Annotated in this window: 18 protein-coding genes; 6 read left to right on the top strand and 12 right to left on the bottom strand. The window is 54.5% G+C overall.

Annotated elements, in window-relative coordinates; translation table 11 throughout:
• Window positions 1-65: 65 nt before the first annotated feature.
• Both ACMWJS_RS15195 and ACMWJS_RS15190 read right to left on the bottom strand, forming a co-directional pair.
• A complete protein-coding gene (locus ACMWJS_RS15195; protein WP_414747258.1) occupies window positions 66-683 on the bottom strand; it encodes a trimeric intracellular cation channel family protein in 618 nt (205 codons plus the stop codon).
• 205 nt (window positions 684-888) lie between these two features.
• Window positions 889-1,752 (bottom strand): YicC/YloC family endoribonuclease, encoded by an 864-nt coding sequence (locus ACMWJS_RS15190; RefSeq protein WP_063618639.1) that lies wholly within the window; start codon window positions 1,750-1,752, stop codon window positions 889-891.
• 125 nt (window positions 1,753-1,877) lie between these two features.
• Between ACMWJS_RS15190 and rph the strand changes: the two genes are divergently transcribed.
• Together rph and pyrE are read left to right on the top strand one after the other, a co-directional pair.
• Entirely contained in the window at window positions 1,878-2,594 is a 717-nt protein-coding gene (gene rph, locus ACMWJS_RS15185; protein ID WP_006812424.1) for a ribonuclease PH, read from the top strand.
• Window positions 2,595-2,660: 66 nt separating this feature from the next.
• Entirely contained in the window at window positions 2,661-3,302 is a 642-nt protein-coding gene (gene pyrE / locus ACMWJS_RS15180; protein WP_045907916.1) for an orotate phosphoribosyltransferase, read from the top strand.
• Window positions 3,303-3,384: 82 nt separating this feature from the next.
• On the opposite strand, the gene slmA is transcribed toward pyrE, so the two are convergent.
• From slmA to coaBC, 3 genes are all read right to left on the bottom strand, one after another.
• On the bottom strand, window positions 3,385-3,981 hold the full coding sequence (gene slmA, locus ACMWJS_RS15175; protein ID WP_008502690.1) for a nucleoid occlusion factor SlmA: 597 nt from the start codon (window positions 3,979-3,981) through the stop codon (window positions 3,385-3,387).
• A gap of 120 nt (window positions 3,982-4,101) precedes the next feature.
• Window positions 4,102-4,560, bottom strand: a complete 459-nt coding sequence (gene dut, locus ACMWJS_RS15170; RefSeq protein WP_008502691.1) for a dUTP diphosphatase — start codon at window positions 4,558-4,560, stop codon at window positions 4,102-4,104.
• Window positions 4,538-5,749 (bottom strand): bifunctional phosphopantothenoylcysteine decarboxylase/phosphopantothenate--cysteine ligase CoaBC, encoded by a 1,212-nt coding sequence (gene coaBC / locus ACMWJS_RS15165; RefSeq protein ID WP_086374967.1) that lies wholly within the window; start codon window positions 5,747-5,749, stop codon window positions 4,538-4,540. Before coaBC ends, dut begins: the two co-directional genes overlap by 23 nt.
• Before the next feature lie 171 nt (window positions 5,750-5,920).
• Here coaBC and radC point away from each other — a divergent pair, with 171 nt between their 5' ends.
• The 4 genes from radC (at window position 5,921) to mutM (ending at window position 8,116) form a co-directional block, all read left to right on the top strand.
• Window positions 5,921-6,589: a RadC family protein gene (gene radC, locus ACMWJS_RS15160; protein ID WP_032675724.1), complete on the top strand. Its 669-nt coding sequence runs from the start codon at window positions 5,921-5,923 to the stop codon at window positions 6,587-6,589.
• A 218-nt stretch (window positions 6,590-6,807) separates the two neighbouring features.
• Window positions 6,808-7,044: a 50S ribosomal protein L28 gene (rpmB, locus tag ACMWJS_RS15155; protein WP_002436699.1), complete on the top strand. Its 237-nt coding sequence runs from the start codon at window positions 6,808-6,810 to the stop codon at window positions 7,042-7,044.
• Window positions 7,045-7,066: 22 nt separating this feature from the next.
• Window positions 7,067-7,234, top strand: coding sequence for a 50S ribosomal protein L33 (gene rpmG / locus ACMWJS_RS15150; protein WP_003024094.1), 168 nt, complete (start codon window positions 7,067-7,069; stop codon window positions 7,232-7,234).
• 72 nt (window positions 7,235-7,306) lie between these two features.
• A complete protein-coding gene (mutM, locus tag ACMWJS_RS15145) occupies window positions 7,307-8,116 on the top strand; it encodes a bifunctional DNA-formamidopyrimidine glycosylase/DNA-(apurinic or apyrimidinic site) lyase (protein ID WP_032675725.1) in 810 nt (269 codons plus the stop codon).
• Between the two features lie 2 nt (window positions 8,117-8,118).
• On the opposite strand, the gene coaD is transcribed toward mutM, so the two are convergent.
• The 7 genes from coaD to ACMWJS_RS15110 form a co-directional block, all read right to left on the bottom strand.
• Complete coding sequence (gene coaD / locus ACMWJS_RS15140; protein ID WP_023309891.1) at window positions 8,119-8,598, bottom strand: pantetheine-phosphate adenylyltransferase; 480 nt, start codon at window positions 8,596-8,598, stop codon at window positions 8,119-8,121.
• Between the two features lie 3 nt (window positions 8,599-8,601).
• A complete protein-coding gene (locus ACMWJS_RS15135) occupies window positions 8,602-9,372 on the bottom strand; it encodes a glycosyltransferase family 2 protein (protein ID WP_128301798.1) in 771 nt (256 codons plus the stop codon).
• Window positions 9,372-10,646, bottom strand: coding sequence for a lipid IV(A) 3-deoxy-D-manno-octulosonic acid transferase (gene waaA / locus ACMWJS_RS15130; protein ID WP_024906625.1), 1,275 nt, complete (start codon window positions 10,644-10,646; stop codon window positions 9,372-9,374). The genes ACMWJS_RS15135 and waaA overlap by 1 nt, the downstream gene beginning before the upstream one ends.
• A 156-nt stretch (window positions 10,647-10,802) precedes the next feature.
• Window positions 10,803-12,437 carry a sulfatase-like hydrolase/transferase gene (locus ACMWJS_RS15125; protein WP_414747257.1) on the bottom strand — a complete coding sequence of 545 codons (1,635 nt, stop codon included), beginning with the start codon at window positions 12,435-12,437 and terminating at the stop codon, window positions 10,803-10,805.
• An 18-nt stretch (window positions 12,438-12,455) separates the two neighbouring features.
• Window positions 12,456-13,427 (bottom strand): hypothetical protein, encoded by a 972-nt coding sequence (locus tag ACMWJS_RS15120; protein ID WP_048226536.1) that lies wholly within the window; start codon window positions 13,425-13,427, stop codon window positions 12,456-12,458.
• An 8-nt stretch (window positions 13,428-13,435) separates the two neighbouring features.
• Window positions 13,436-14,419, bottom strand: a complete 984-nt coding sequence (locus ACMWJS_RS15115) for a glycosyltransferase (RefSeq protein ID WP_414747256.1) — start codon at window positions 14,417-14,419, stop codon at window positions 13,436-13,438.
• A 143-nt stretch (window positions 14,420-14,562) separates the two neighbouring features.
• Window positions 14,563-15,933, bottom strand: a complete 1,371-nt coding sequence (locus ACMWJS_RS15110; RefSeq protein ID WP_414747255.1) for an O-antigen ligase family protein — start codon at window positions 15,931-15,933, stop codon at window positions 14,563-14,565.
• Between the last annotated feature and the right edge of the window lie 67 nt (window positions 15,934-16,000).

Genomic DNA, 16,000 nt, shown 5'->3' with positions numbered 1-16,000 from the left:
TTGGCCCGGTTATATGGGATAACAAAAGGTGCTTTTTACTACTTTGTTGTGGTTTTGTTGAGAATTCAATGGGTGTCCTGCGTGTAATGAAAAACGGGCAATCCCAGTTTTAAGCGCAGCGCCAGCAAGCGAGCCGTAAAACCAAATAATAACGTGGCAATGACCACAACATCATGGCTCGAAACATAATGTTGTAAAGCAATATACAGAACGGCAGAGGCAAAGGATATTCCAGCGTAAAGCTCTTTCTGGAAAACCAGTGGAATGCGCTTACAGAACATATCGCGCAGTACGCCGCCAAATACACCTGTTACGACCGCGGTGATAGTGGCTATGACCGGGCTTTCGCCCATATCCAGCGCGATTTGCGCCCCGATAATGGAGAAAACCACCAGACCCAAAGCGTCAAGGACTAAAAAAAGACGGCGAAGATGGGGCATAACGGGCGCCACGATGGTGGTCAACACGGCGGCAATCGCGACAATAACAATGTATTCAGGGTTTTTTACCCAGCCGAGCGGATAATGTCCCAGCAGGATATCTCGTACCGAACCGCCGCCCAGCGCGGTCGCTGTAGCAATAATGATCACGCCGAAGGTGTCCATACGGCGACGTCCGGCGGCAAGTGCGCCGGTCATGGCTTCTGCGGTGATGCCAATGAGATAAAGAATGTGAAGCAGCATATACCCTCCGGTGTGAATGCGGGGAGGTTAGCGATTTGTGCGCAAGATCACGATTGAGTTTTTCTAAGGCGACAGGGTTTGCCCTATATATTTTTATCAAGTTAAGTTGAATGAGCTTGATGAGCGGCGGTGAAACGCAAAATCAGGTGTTGGGATGGATTAGAAATAATAATGGGTGGCACCGTCGACACCACCCGGAAAGGCATTACTCAATATTCTGGATCTGCTCGCGCATTTGCTCAATCAGCACTTTCAACTCAATCGCGGAGTTGGTGACTTCTGCATTGATAGACTTAGACGCCAGGGTGTTCGACTCACGGTTGAACTCCTGCATCATAAAGTCCAGACGGCGGCCCACCGCTTCCTTCTTCTTCAGAATGTTGTAGGTCTCTTTAACGTGCGCTTCCAGACGGTCCAGCTCTTCAGCGACATCGATACGTTGCGCCATCAGCACCAGCTCTTGTTCCAGACGGGTGTTTTCCAGCTGAACTTCTGCTTCTTCCAGTTTGGCGACAAGCCGCTCGCGCTGCCACTGCAGCACTTCCGGCATATGGGTGCGAACTTTAGCCACTTCAGCGCTTACGCCTTCAAGGCGCTGCTCGATCATTGCTTTCAGCGCCTGACCTTCGGTTTCGCGGGCAATGATAAAGTCATCCAGCGTGCCGTCGAGGGCGGCCAGAATTTCAGCGGCAATGGCGTCCAGATCCTGCTCACCGGCGGCCATGACGCCAGGCCAGCGCAGAATATCAACCGGGTTGATTTCGCCTTCATCGCTCTGCATTTTGACCCAGTTCGCCGCATTGACGAGCTGTTTCGCCAGTTTTTCGTTAAGGATCAGCTCGCCCTGTGCGCTGGCATCAGGCTCAAAGCGCAGGTTACATTCCACTTTACCGCGCGTCAGGCGCGTACGGATACGCTCGCGTACAACAGGCTCAAGGCTGCGGAACTGCTCCGGCATACGGAAATACGTTTCCAGGTAACGCTGGTTTACCGAGCGCATTTCCCATGTAGCGCTACCCCAGCTACCCTTGATTTCACGCCGGGCGTAGGCGGTCATACTGCGGATCATAGACATTCCCGTTTTTAAAGGAGAGATGGGGGGATTATAGCTTTCGGGGGCTTCTCAGGATAGGAATAAGCGTCCTTTATCCGTATAATGCGCAGCCACATTCGTTTCAAGCCGGAGAATCCATCATGCGTCCATCAGGTCGTAGCGCCAATCAGGTGCGTCCCGTCACCCTGACCCGTAACTATACAAAACACGCTGAAGGCTCCGTGCTGGTTGAGTTTGGTGACACTAAAGTGCTGTGCACCGCCTCCATCGAAGAAGGCGTTCCGCGCTTCCTGAAAGGTCAGGGTCAGGGCTGGATCACCGCAGAATACGGCATGCTGCCGCGCGCGACCCATACCCGTAATGCCCGTGAAGCGGCGAAGGGTAAGCAGGGCGGTCGTACCATGGAAATTCAGCGTCTGATCGCGCGTGCGCTGCGCGCCGCCGTTGACCTGAAAACCCTCGGCGAATTCACGATTACTCTGGACTGCGACGTGATTCAGGCCGATGGCGGCACGCGTACGGCATCGATTACCGGCGCCTGTGTCGCGCTGGCCGATGCCCTGAACAAGCTGGTTGCAGCCGGTAAGCTGAAAACCAATCCAATGAAAGGCATGGTTGCGGCGGTCTCCGTAGGCATCGTTAACGGTGAAGCGCTTTGCGATCTGGAATACGTTGAAGATTCCGCGGCAGAGACAGACATGAACGTGGTGATGACCGAAGATGGTCGCATCATTGAGGTGCAGGGCACGGCAGAAGGCGAGCCGTTCACTCACGAAGAACTTCTCTCCCTGCTGGCGTTGGCCCGAGGGGGAATCGAATCCATTGTCACGACGCAGAAAGCGGCGTTAGAAAATTGATTTTAAAGGCGACCAATGAGTCGCCTTTTTTTTGCCTGTAAGACAGAAAACCAAAGGAGCAAATCCATGAAATCGTATCAGCGCCAGTTTATTGAGTTTGCGCTTAACAAGCAGGTACTTAAGTTTGGCGAATTTACGCTGAAATCCGGGCGTAAGAGTCCCTATTTCTTCAACGCCGGGCTGTTTAATACCGGGCGCGATCTGGCATTGTTAGGCCGTTTCTATGCCGAAGCGCTGGTAGATTCCGGGATTGATTTTGACCTGCTGTTTGGCCCGGCCTATAAAGGCATTCCGATTGCGACCACCACCGCGGTGGCGCTGGCGGAACACCATGACCGCGACGTGCCGTACTGCTTTAACCGCAAAGAGGCTAAAACCCACGGTGAAGGCGGGAATCTGGTCGGCAGCGCGCTGCAGGGCCGCGTCATGTTGGTCGACGACGTGATCACCGCAGGCACGGCGATCCGCGAATCAATGGAGATTATCCAGGCCAACGGTGCAACGCTGGCTGGTGTGTTGATTTCGCTGGATCGTCAGGAGCGTGGTCGTGGAGAAATCTCCGCCATTCAGGAAGTGGAGCGCGACTACAACTGCAAAGTGACGTCGATTATCACCCTGAAAGAGCTGATTGTGTATCTGGAAGAGAAGCCTGAGATGGCGGACCATCTGGCAGCGGTAAAAGCGTATCGCGAAGCGTTCGGGGTTTAATTGTATTGCCCGGTGGCGCTACGCTTACCGGGCCTACCCGTTCGCAGGCCGGATAAGGCGAAGCCGCCATCCGGCGATGGCGTTACTGTAATTGTGCTGCGACTAACGGCCAGCGGGCGTCAAAATCGTCCGTTGGGCGGTATTTGAACTCGCTACGCACAAAGCGGGAGAGCATCCCTTCACAAAACGCCAGAATCTGGCTCGCCAGCAGCGTTTCATCAATGCTGTATCCTTCACCTTCACGCATTTTCTTCTCGCGCAGCACCTGGCGCAGCTGCGCTTCAATGCGTTCGAAAAGTTGGTTAATGCGGCCCTGCAGTCTGTCTTGTTCAAACATCAGCGCGTGGCCGGTCAGGATACGGGTTAAGCCCGGATTGCGTTCACCAAAGCCCAGGATTAACAGCACAATCAGACGCAGACGCGCGGTGGTGTCTTTTTCGTCTTTCAGAATCAGGTTGATGCGTGTGATCAGGCTGTCTTCAATAAACTCGATCAGGCTGTCGAACATCCGGGTCTTGCTCGGAAAATGACGGTACAGCGCCGCCTCAGACACGCCTACGGAGGCGGCCAGTTTAGCGGTGGTGATGCGTTGACTGCCATCGCTGGATTCAAGCATCAGAGCCAGAGATTGAAGTATTTCTTCGCGACGATTCCTTTTCGCGGTTTGTTTTTCTGCCATGTTACAAAATACCCCTGAAAATAAGCACTTGCCAGGCTGGCATCCACACAGCGACCGCAAACGAACGTTTGCGGTTTGTTATTGCATTATGACGCTGTGGGATACGTGTCTGTCGGGCAGTTATTTGCGCCCGGAATGGCCGAAGCCGCCTTCGCCACGGTCGGTGGCATCAAAGTCTGCCACCAGGTTAAATTCTGCCTGTACCACCGGTACAAAGACCATCTGTGCGATACGCTCGCCCGGTTCAATGGTGAAGCTGTCCTGACCACGGTTCCAGACGGAGACCATCAGCTGGCCCTGGTAGTCGGAGTCGATCAGTCCCACCAGGTTACCCAGCACAACGCCGTGCTTATGACCCAGGCCAGAACGCGGCAAGATCACCGCCGCCAGCGACGGGTCAGCGATGTGAATCGCCAGGCCAGTCGGAACCAGGGTCGTGGCACCCGGAGCCAGTTCTACGGCGTCATCGAGACAGGCGCGCAGGTCAAGACCGGCAGAGCCGGAGGTGGCATAGGTTGGCAGCGGAAATTGCTCGCCAACACGCGGGTCCAGAATCTTAACGTCGATTTTTTTCATCATAACGGGTAACGATCTCGTCGAGTAAATGTTGGCCCAGGAGTTCCTTGCGCTCAAGCGGTAAGACTTTATCTCCATCCTGCCAGAAAAGGTGCAGTGCGTTGCTGTCGCTGTTAAATCCTTGTGTGGCCAGCGATACGTCGTTCGCGCAAATTAAATCGAGGTTTTTGCGGGTACGTTTTTGCCGGGCATATTCTTCCACATTATTCGTTTCTGCGGCAAACCCAACAACGTATGGACGGTGGCTTTTTAGTGCGGCGACACCGGCAACAATGTCCGGATTTTTCACCATTTTTAGTGTTAATTCATCGCCTTGCTTTTTAATTTTAGCCTCGGCGATCGTCTCGGCGCGATAGTCTGCAACGGCCGCACAGCCGATAAAAATCTGCTGGTTTTGCGCATGTGCCTGCACGGCGGCTTCCATCTCCAGCGCGGTGGTAACGTCAATTCGCTTCACAAACGCAGGGGTAGGCAGAGAGACCGGGCCGCTCACCAGCGTGACGTTCGCGCCACGCTTCGCGGCGGCGGCGGCAATCGCAAAGCCCATTTTGCCGGAGCTATGGTTGGTGATGTAGCGCACCGGATCCAGCGGCTCGCGCGTGGGGCCCGCGGTAATCATGATGTTGAGATGTTGCAGATCGTTGACAGGCGAAAAATGGGCTGCGGCCATATCAACAATCGTTAGCGGATCAAGCATGCGGCCCGGACCAACATCGCCGCAGGCCTGGCTACCACTGTCCGGACCCCAGATAAGCAGGCCGCGTGAGGCCAGCGTCTCAAGATTATGCTGAGTGGCGGCATTACGGTACATCTGCTGGTTCATGGCCGGAACGACGGCAACAGGGGCAGGCGTAGCCAGACAAATGGTGGAAACCAGATCGTTTGCCATACCGGCCGCCACCCGAGCGATTAAATCCGCGGTGGCGGGGGCGAGGATAACCAGGTCTGCCCATTTCCCAAGCTCAATATGGCCCATCGCGGCTTCGGCAGCCGGATCGAGCAGGCTGTCAGATACCGGGTATCCTGAAACGGCCTGCAGGCTCAGAGGAGTGATAAAGGCTTTACCGCCTTCGGTTATCGCGACCCGCACATCTGCCCCGCGCTCGCGCAGACGACGCACCAGCTCCGGCGCTTTGTAGGCAGCAATACCGCCGCTCACGCCAAGAACGATTTTTTTACCGGCCAGGCTCATCATGATTCTTTCCTGTTGGGTTTCACCAGAGAGCGGGCATTTTATCACAATCCCCAAAACGGGGTGATTTTGTCCTTCGACCACTTTGCGAGGCGCTACGCAAGAACGCAACGTGGCCGTCGAGCGCCGGATGGGCCTGTGGCAGCATGCGGTTAAAAAGGGAGAAAGAGCATGGAAGAAGAGGATGAGCAGCTGCTGCCGCGTGAAAAACTGCTGCGCTACGACGTCACCCTGTTAAAAGATGATGAACTGCTGGCGCTCTTTTTACGTACCGGAACGCCCGGCAAAACGGTATTTACGCTGGCAAAAGAGCTGATAGCACGTTTCGGTTCGCTGTACGGTTTACTGACCGCCGAGCTGGCGCAGTTTAAGCATGTTGAGGGGATCGGCGTGGCGAAATATGCCCAGTTGAGGGCCATTGCCGAACTTGCCCGCCGTTTTTACAATGTCCGCATGGAGAAGGACGATCCGATCCTGACGCCAGCGATGACGCGTGAATACCTGCAAAGCCAGTTAACCGATATCGAGCGCGAGATCTTTATGGTGATCTTTGTCGATAACCGAAACCGGGTACTGAAACATAGCTGCCTCTTTGCCGGTACGTTAAGCCACGTTGAGGTGCATCCGCGTGAAATTGTGCGGGAAGCGATAAAAGTGAATGCAGCGGGCGTGATCCTCGCGCATAATCACCCCTCTGGCTGTGCAGAACCGAGCAGAGCGGACAAAGAAATCACCGAGCGCATTATCAAATGCTGTCAATTCATGGACATTCGTGTGCTGGACCATCTGATAATTGGCCGCGGAGAGTACATTTCTTTTGCAGAACATGGCTGGATTTAGGCTATTTCTCGCGATCCATCGGGATCTTTGTCTGTTCGGGACTTGAGCACACCGCCGAGTCAGCGTATACTACGCCACCTTTGAGAATCTCGGGTTTGGCATTTGGGCCTGGCAATCGAGAGTTCACTTAGAACTATGCGATGACCGGGCTGTAAAGCCTGACGAGGCGCCGATACCCCATACGAAGCTCGAGCTAATTTGATTTTTGGAGAATAGACATGTCCCGAGTCTGCCAAGTTACTGGCAAGCGTCCGGTGACCGGTAACAACCGTTCCCACGCACTGAACGCGACTAAACGCCGTTTCCTGCCGAACCTGCACTCTCACCGTTTCTGGGTTGAGAGCGAGAAGCGTTTTGTCACCCTGCGCGTATCTGCTAAAGGTATGCGTGTAATCGATAAGAAAGGCATCGATACAGTTCTGTCCGAACTGCGTGCCCGTGGCGAAAAGTACTAAGTACTTAAAGAGGAAATAAATCATGGCTAAAGGTATTCGCGAGAAAATCAAGCTGGTTTCTTCTGCTGGTACAGGTCACTTCTACACCACCACGAAGAACAAACGTACTAAGCCGGAAAAACTGGAACTGAAAAAATTCGATCCAGTTGTACGCCAGCACGTACTGTACAAAGAAGCTAAAATCAAATAATTTTAGTCTCCTTGTATCGAAAAACCCCGCAACTGCGGGGTTTTTTGCATTCTGTATCTCAACGGAGGAACCATGCCTGAATTACCTGAGGTAGAAACCAGCCGTCGCGGCATTGAGCCCCATCTGGTCGGCGCGACGATTCTTCACGCGGTTGTCCGTAACGGGCGTCTGCGCTGGCCGGTGTCCGATGAGATCCACGCCCTGAGCGATCAACCCGTCCTTAGCGTGCAGCGTCGCGCGAAATACCTGCTGCTGGAACTGCCCGACGGCTGGATCATTATCCACCTGGGGATGTCCGGGAGCCTGCGCGTTCTTACCGAAGAACTGCCGGCGGAAAAGCACGACCACGTCGATCTGGTGATGAGTAACGGCAAAGTGCTTCGTTATACCGACCCACGGCGCTTTGGCGCGTGGCTGTGGACGAAAGAGCTGGAAGGGCATAACGTGCTCGCGCATCTGGGCCCGGAGCCGCTCTCAGACGCGTTTAACGCGGAATACCTGAAAGCGAAGTGCGCGAAAAAGAAAAGCCCGATTAAGCCGTGGCTGATGGATAACAAGCTGGTGGTCGGCGTGGGGAATATCTATGCCAGCGAATCGCTGTTTGCCGCCGGGATCCATCCCGATCGGCTAGCCTCTTCGCTGTCGGCGCAGGAGTGTGAGCTGCTGGTCCGCGTGATTAAAGCCGTATTGCTGCGCTCGATTGAACAGGGAGGAACAACGCTGAAGGACTTCCTGCAAAGTGACGGCAAGCCGGGCTATTTTGCCCAGGAGCTGCAGGTGTATGGCCGTAAAGGCGAACCGTGCAGAGTCTGCGGTACGCCCATTATTGCCACGAAGCACGCCCAGCGCGCCACGTTCTACTGCCGTCAGTGCCAGAAATAGGGCTACTTTAGCTTTTCCATCAACGCCTGGTGGACGTTAACCGGCAGGAAATGGGTAACGTCCCCGTGATGACGCGCCACCTCTTTTACCAGCGTGGACGAGATAAATGACCACTCTTTGGAGGGCATCAGGAACACGCTCTCCAGCTCCGGCATCAGGTGGCGGTTCATGTGCGCCAGCTGCATCTCATACTCGAAGTCTGCCACCGCGCGTAAGCCGCGGATCAGAATGTTCGCCTGCTGGGCGCGGGCGAAGTTAGCCATCAGGTCGCTAAACCCGACCACCTCAACATTTGGCAGGTGCGAAATGGCATCGGTGGCAAGCTGCACGCGCTCGGGGAGGTCAAACATCGGCTTTTTGCTGGGGCTGGCGGCAATCGCCAGGATCACCTTGTCAAACATGCACGCCGCACGGGTGATGATATCAAGATGACCGTTGGTGATCGGATCGAAGGTACCCGGATAAATCGCTTTTGTGCTCATGGCTCACGTTTTCTCTGAGTAGCCGCGGCAAAGCGCCCACAGCTCGGTGTATTTGTTGAAAGTATACTGGGCATTCACTACCGCGAGTAACCAGCCCTGCTTACCGTCCAGCACGCCACCACGCAGCAGCAGCGTTTTCAGGAACGCGCCCAGCGTGTGGGTGAAGATACCGGTCAGTGAGGCCTTCTTGCCGCGCTGGTGGCGCTCCTGCGCCCAAGCCGTGGCATAGTTGAGCTGTTTACGCTGGAAGCTCGCGAAATCCCGGCAGGTCAGGTGCAACAAATCGCCCGTCAGAGGGATGATTCGGGCGTTGTCGCAGCTCAGGGATTCATGCACAAGATTGTCGTTGTACTGATAGCGCTCGCGCTCGTAAAGGCGCGTCACGCGGTCTGGATACCAGCCGCTGTGGCGCATAAATCGGCCAAGGAAATAGTTACGACGGGCAATGCTGTATACAGCACCAGGCTGAGGCGAGGAAAGCACCGCCTGAATGGCCTGCTGAAGTTCTGGCGTAATACGTTCGTCAGTATCGAGCATCAGGACATAATCACCGGTGGCAAACCCCTGCGCGCGCTGGCGCTGGATGCCATAGCCTTGCCAGTCAGCATCGGTAAACACCTTTGCACCCGCAGCCCGGGCAACGTCCACCGTGCTGTCCGTACTTCCGGAGTCAAGAATGACTATCTCGTCAGCCCAGGCAACTGATGCCAGGCAGTCCGGAAGCAGGTCGGCGGCGTTTTTGGCGATCATCACGACCGACAGACGCGTTGACATTAGTGGCTCCGCTGGGGCAGGTAAGGTTGCAGAAGTTGCAGCAGACGGGTCAGGGCGCCCTGGTTCTGATGCAGCACTTCAACGGCATGACGCCCGTACCACAGGCGATAATCTTCATCAGTCAGAAGGGTCGATACCTCTTTGACTACCGAATCCGCATCGGTCACGGTAATTAAACCATCGGCCTGCTGTAATTTCGCGCAGATATCTTTGAAGTTAAACGTATGTGGCCCCATCAGCACCGGAATCGCGTGGGCGGCCGGCTCGAGCGGGTTATGACCGCCGCGCTCCACCAGGCTGCCGCCGACAAACGCGAGATCAGCAATGCCGTACAGCAGCATCAGCTCGCCCATCGTGTCGCCAATCACCACCTGGGTGCTGCCAGACGGGATCTCCCCGCTGCTGCGCAGCGTGAAGCTGAAACCGCCTTTCTGCACCATTTCACGGGCATCTTTGAAACGCTCCGGATGGCGGGGCACGAGGATCAGCAGTAAATCAGGGAAGCTTTCCAGCAGCTTGCGGTGCGCCTGCAGGATGATCTCTTCTTCACCGTCATGGGTACTGGTCGCAATCCAGACCTGACGACGCGGGGCCCACTGGCGACGCAGCGTGATCGCGCGGGCGGCGAGTTCCGGGGTAACCGAAATATCAAATTTCAGGCTGCCCGTCACTGCAAGCTGGTTGCGTTTGAGGCCCAGAGAGACAAAGCGTGCCGCATCTTCTTCATTCTGCGCGGCGATCAGCGTGATTTTGCTCAGCAAGCGGCGCATAAATTTACCCAGCTTGCCGTAACCTTTCGCCGATCGCTCTGACAGGCGCGCGTTGGCAATCACCAGCGGGATTTTACGGGCATGCAGGGCGGAAATCATGTTCGGCCACAGTTCGGTTTCCATCACAATCACCAGCTTCGGGCGAACGGTATTCAGGAAACGATTCATGGCGCAGGGCAGGTCGTAAGGGAGATAGACGTGATGAACGTCTTTGCCAAAAGCGGATAACGCGCGCTCCGAGCCGGTTGGCGTCATCGTCGTGACGGTGATCGGCAGCGACGGGTAGCGGTGACGCAGGGCGCGAACCAGCGGGATTGCCGCCAGCGTTTCACCGACAGAAACGGAATGCAGCAAAATACCGTCCGGCGCGACTTTATTGCGGCAGAAGCCATAGCGTTCAGCCCAGCGTTTACGATACGCAGGCGCTTTACGGCTACGAAGCAACAGTCTCAGCCACACCAGTGGCTGAATGATGTAGAGCAGAGCGGTATACAACAATTCCAAGCGATTATCCGTTTTTTTAGTTTCGGCGGGCAAATTCTAAGCATTTGAGCCGTCTAAAGCTATCTCTTTGGTGTTTTAAGACGCCCATTTGGCTGCGTTACGCTCATTCGCCTGAAAAAAAACGGGCAATTTCTTGCCCGTTTCTTGTCTCACCGTTTAGCGCTCTGCTTCGGGGAGGGCGTTCAGATGGTAGGTTACGCGCTCCGAAAGCCCGCGAATGTCACCGCCAGTGATAAAGAAGCTGTCATCTTTTTGATTTGGATTACTGACGTCGTAGCCCAGCATCTTGTTGATGAGCGTTGCCACCTGATAATGGTTGAGTGGCATCTGCGGGCTGATCTCCTTCATGGCGTAAGCTGGATCGTTGCTGAAGTAGAGGAACGGTACCTGAGCAATTGGCATTTCTACAACCGAGTGGCCAAACAGACCGTTATCGCCCACGCGTTCCCCGTGATCGGAGGTGATAAACACCAGCACCGGCAGTTTGGATTTTGCCAGCGCGGTGCGAATCGCGGACGCGAGTTCTTTGTCATACAGGCGGACCGCATCGTCATACTCATTTTTCTTCTGCGCCACATCATCACTCAGACGCGGTGTAGAGAACTTCGCGAAGCCCTGCGGGATATTACGCTCGTACGGGATATGTGGAGCACGGCTGTTGAGCACCATCAGGAACGGTTTGTTCCAGTCCAGCGTTGCTTTCTCAACGGATGGCGTCAGAACAACGTCCGCGCCGACATCCGGTGCCGGGCGGATCTGGGTATCTTCCCACAGATCAATATCATGGATACCAATCCAGTTGCTCAGCCCTTCTAGTCCTTGGGCGGAGATAAAGGCGGTCTGATAACCCTGTTTCTTCGCGTTGGCGAAGATATTGGTAGATTTCGATTTATAGGCCCCGTAGTTATCCGGCTCGCGCAGATTATTCACCAGCATCGGGATGGCCACGCGGGTGGACACGGCGTTGGAGACAATCAGACGGCCCGTACCTTGATACTGCTGGAGCAGCGCTTTCAGCTCGGGCGTGGTATCGCGTTCGTAGCCCAGGGCGCTGACGTGGTGCGGGTTAAGGCTTTCACCTATAGCCAGAATAATCGAATATTTGCCCGCACGCGTATCCTTAACAGGTTTGACCTGGTAGGGATCGTAATGGGTCAGATTCTGATTTTCTCCTGACATCGCTTCCGGGATCAGGCGTATGGCGCTGAAGCTCATCGCAGACAGGCCGTTACGCAGCAGGGAGTGGCGCAGGTCCGGGTTGAACTTGTACATCTGCCCGTCGACCGCTTTGTAGAACTGGCCGACAAACATCACGACGATGGCAAGCAGGCAAGGAAGCGCAATCCATTTGTGCCAAAGCGGCGCCAGACGACGCGCAAAGACCAGCGCAAACACGACCGCCACAATCATGATGGCGAAGTAGATGCCCAGTGAACCCAGGCTGTCGGTGATCCCACTGGCAATGTCTTTCGTTTCCACGAACGCCAGCCAGACTTCACTCGGGCCATAGAACTGACCGTAGAACTGGTAGTACACCGCTTCCGATATCTGAACGATAAACGTGACGGCCAGCAGCAGGCGAGTCAGGAAGAAACGCGCACTGGCAGCGGCAAGCAGGGAGATGATCAGATACAGCGAGATATCATCGGATTTCGGCTGGTAGACATGATCTTTCAGCAGAATGATGATTTCTGAGAGCGAGAACAGCAGCAAGAATGCCAGCGTTAACCCCAGGGTGCGCAACAGATTGCTGCGTGGGGTGAACGAAGATTGTGTCGTTGTTTTGAACATGGAAGGGCTCTATTCCGATCAGAACTTTTTAGTCAGCGGGCGAATGGCTTTACCAAAACCAAAGCGCAGTGCGCGAACTACCGTAGGACGATTGTGCAATCCTTTACGCCAGATATCCTCAAACAGGGCGTACCAGCGTGCGGCGACCGCTTCGCGGGAATAGACCTGTAGGCGTTTTTCACCCTGTTCGCGCATCTGACGATACAGTTCAGGGGAATTTTTAAGACGCATGATGGCATCGAAGGCTTCATCAGGGTTTTTGGCGATGAGGTAGTCCAGCTCGCTTTCGCGGATCGCGCGATAAGACGGCTCGTCATCACAGACCATCACCGTTTTCCCCAGCCAGTTGTTAATGAGCTTGCTGGCAGGCTTACGCGCCAGTTTATGATCGTGTGATTTGCGGAAGCTGATGCACACGTCCACGTCCTGGTAGTTTGTCCAGTTATCGAACGAGATGCGTAGCTCGATACCTTGTTCGGCAAGGCGTTGCTTAAAGTTTCCTTCGCGGTATTGGTCCGGGAAACTGTCTACACGGCCGAAGAATGCGACGGTTTTGATTGTCTCGTCGGTGCGCTCACGCGGTTTTACGCCCGGCTGTGGCCAGTAGGGGACGAAGATACGATTGCTATGATTGTCCACTTCCGGATTCTGGTCGACGACAACATCTGCGCCAATGACGGGAGGGCGGTCCGCACGCGCGACTACGGTGAAGCCACGCCACGGCTTCACTCGGGAACCAAAGTCATCGTTATGCATCAGGTTAATGGCATCCGGCCTGCATTCAGAGCCAAACGAACATTCGATTGCATCACCATAATAGTGCTTCAGCGCCAGGGTGGTCTGGAACGTCCAGCCTCCGCGACCACCGCAATAAAATCGCTCCGGAATGTCGTCAGGATTGACATGGTTATCCAGAAGGGTTTGGAAATCTGCGTAGTTTTTAGCGATGAAATCCGCGCGGGAAACCGCATGTAATTTAAGTTTGTTCATAATTTCCGTTAGCCAGCCAGTTTTTTAAGACGGAAGTAGCGACGTCCCAGACGCCACCGTTGGCGGAAGCCGCGCGCATTTTGCCAAATCAGCGTCCAGATACCGCGATCGAAAAGCTCACGAGTGATCTCGCGTTTTTTGGCCATATCGTCAATGTTGTTAATGCTATGCAGGATCCCCAGACCCTCTTTGGCGATTTGCCAGCCGCAGGCGGGTACGCGTTTCACCTGTTCCGGATAGCGTTTGTTGATGGCGTCCAGCATCTCCAGAATCTTCATGTAATGGCGCGAAGAGCGCATGCGCGTGTCGTCCGTGCCTGGCGTATGGGAAACGGAAGCGGAATGGATCAGGTAATCGTAATAGACCTCATCAATATACTGCACGCGTCTGGCGGTGAGCAGTACTTCCGTAGTCCAGGGGATGTCCTGATGGCGCAGACCATGTTCAAAGCTGAAGCCCTGCTCTTTGATAAAGGCGTGTCGATAGATATTCAGCCACGTTACGTGCAGGAACTTGCGCGATTCGAGCGCCATCTGCAGCCAGGTCGGGCCGTCCAGCACGCCGGTTGACGCAAGTTTATCTGAAGGGAAAATCTTCTTCGACGGGCGTCCGTCATCATAAATATAGGTACCGTTGCAGGTCGCGACGTCCAACTGCCCGGCGAGTGCAATCTCCAGCAGGCGCGGATACATACCCGGATAGATAACGTCATCAATATCCGGGAACGCGACGTACTCACCCGTAGCCACGGCCAGACCGGTATTACGGGCCGCAGAGACACCCCCATTAGGCTGGTCGATGACGTTAAAATGGCTGAATTCACTGGCGTAGCGGGCGATGATATCTGCGGAGCCGTCAGTTGAGCCGTCATTAACAATAACAAGTTCCAGGCTGGGCAGATTCTGTTTCTTTATGCTGTCAAAAAAAGCGCTCAGGAAATTCTCGCCATTATAGACGGCGACAACGAGGCTTAATTGAGGCGTTCCAGACATGCTTACTCCGTAATTTAACGCGGTGAGATGCGGCTAACGAGCGATACAGTAATGTGCAATGGCTTTTCGACAGCCGGCAGGCAAAAGAGTTCTGATGGGTAACGTTGCGCCGATGCCTGTTATCATCGGCGCAATATACGCGATCAGGAGGTTGTTTCTGTCCGTTTAGCGGGTCGTAACGCGCACATTCCCACAAGCAACCCGGTTAACATCATATATTGTTCCAGGTAGTGATCTTTCAGATTATGGTCAACCATGGTTCGGGAGAAGAAACCAACCGTAAACAGCAGCAAGAACATGCCTGCCATCATATTGCCATGGCGGAACTCGCGCCAGCCGATGTACCAGCAGCCTGCCAGCAGAATCAGCCAGCCTGCAATGCCCACAACCCCGTTCTGGATACCAAACTCAATCAGGCCGTAGTGGCTGTGTGGAATATCAATGCGATTGTCCTGCGTGTCGCGACGCAGCACATAACGGAAGGCCTCTTTGCGAGGTCCCATTCCTGCAGGATGTTCACCCACCAGTTTCCAGCCCTGATGGAAGAAACTCGCGCGACAGCCGTTGGAGTGGTTCATTGGACGACCGAGATCGTTAGTCGGTACTGTTCCGTTGGTTTTGTTATAGCAAAAACTGGTGAAAGGCGCGTTCCAGCCGGTTACGGCATCATCTTCCAGACTTTGCCAGCGCGGATCGGTTTTCCAGGAGGCATAGCCCAGAAGCGCAGAAGCGATAGTAATGCCCAAAAGAATGCCGCCTGTGAGCAACACCCGGCTGCGACGCATGCTGTGCAGGCTGAGCAGAATGAAGGTGGAGAACAGGCTGCCAACCAGGCCGATCGTTCCCCAGCGGGTATCGACTAATGCCGTGCAGACAAGGTTACACAGCAGCATAAAGGCGAGGAACGGTGTCTTCAGGCGTAAGAAACGCTGATGAAGCAGGCCGCGTGCAAGCAGTTCAGCGAGCAGGAAACCGGTGATCATATTGACCTGGAAGCTCATGCGCGTGCGGTTATAAACAATCCGCGTTTCGCCCCAGTGGATCACGCCGTCTCGCCAGTAAAGCCAGACGGTATCAAGGAGATGGATACAGACGACGCCCCAGAAAAAAAGGACGACGAGAGTAAAGAAACGGGCTGCCGATAAAGAGGGGAAGCGCTCCTGAATCACCGGTAATAACACCAGACCCGCACAGAAAAGTAATACCGGACGTAGCCACTGACCATCCCAGGTCGACACCATTTCTTTAATATCTGGCGCGACAAAAAAGCCGTTAATCAGGATAAAGAAGGTCAATGCCCAGAGCACAATAAGCACGAACTTAATTTTGTTTAAGTCCAGCGCTTTTCTCGCCACTGAGGAGCTAAAGAAAAGACCGAGCGCCACCACAATATTAGGATAAATCAGTCCATTACGATGAAAAGGTAGCTGATCGTTTGGGATTGGCCAGATAAAACATAAAGCCAGTACAGACAGTACTAAAAGACCTGTCAGGATGTTACGAGTATTTGTCATAATTTTGGTACTGGTAAAGGATCTCGGCGTTAATACCGGTTAGTTAACAATGCCATACGCAGATTCC

Source organism: Enterobacter sp. HK-058-C-ECC, assembly GCF_047531125.1.
Taxonomy (GTDB): domain Bacteria; phylum Pseudomonadota; class Gammaproteobacteria; order Enterobacterales; family Enterobacteriaceae; genus Enterobacter; species Enterobacter quasiroggenkampii.
Note: the sequence above shows the minus strand (reverse complement) of the source record. Positions and strands in the feature narration are given on the sequence as shown.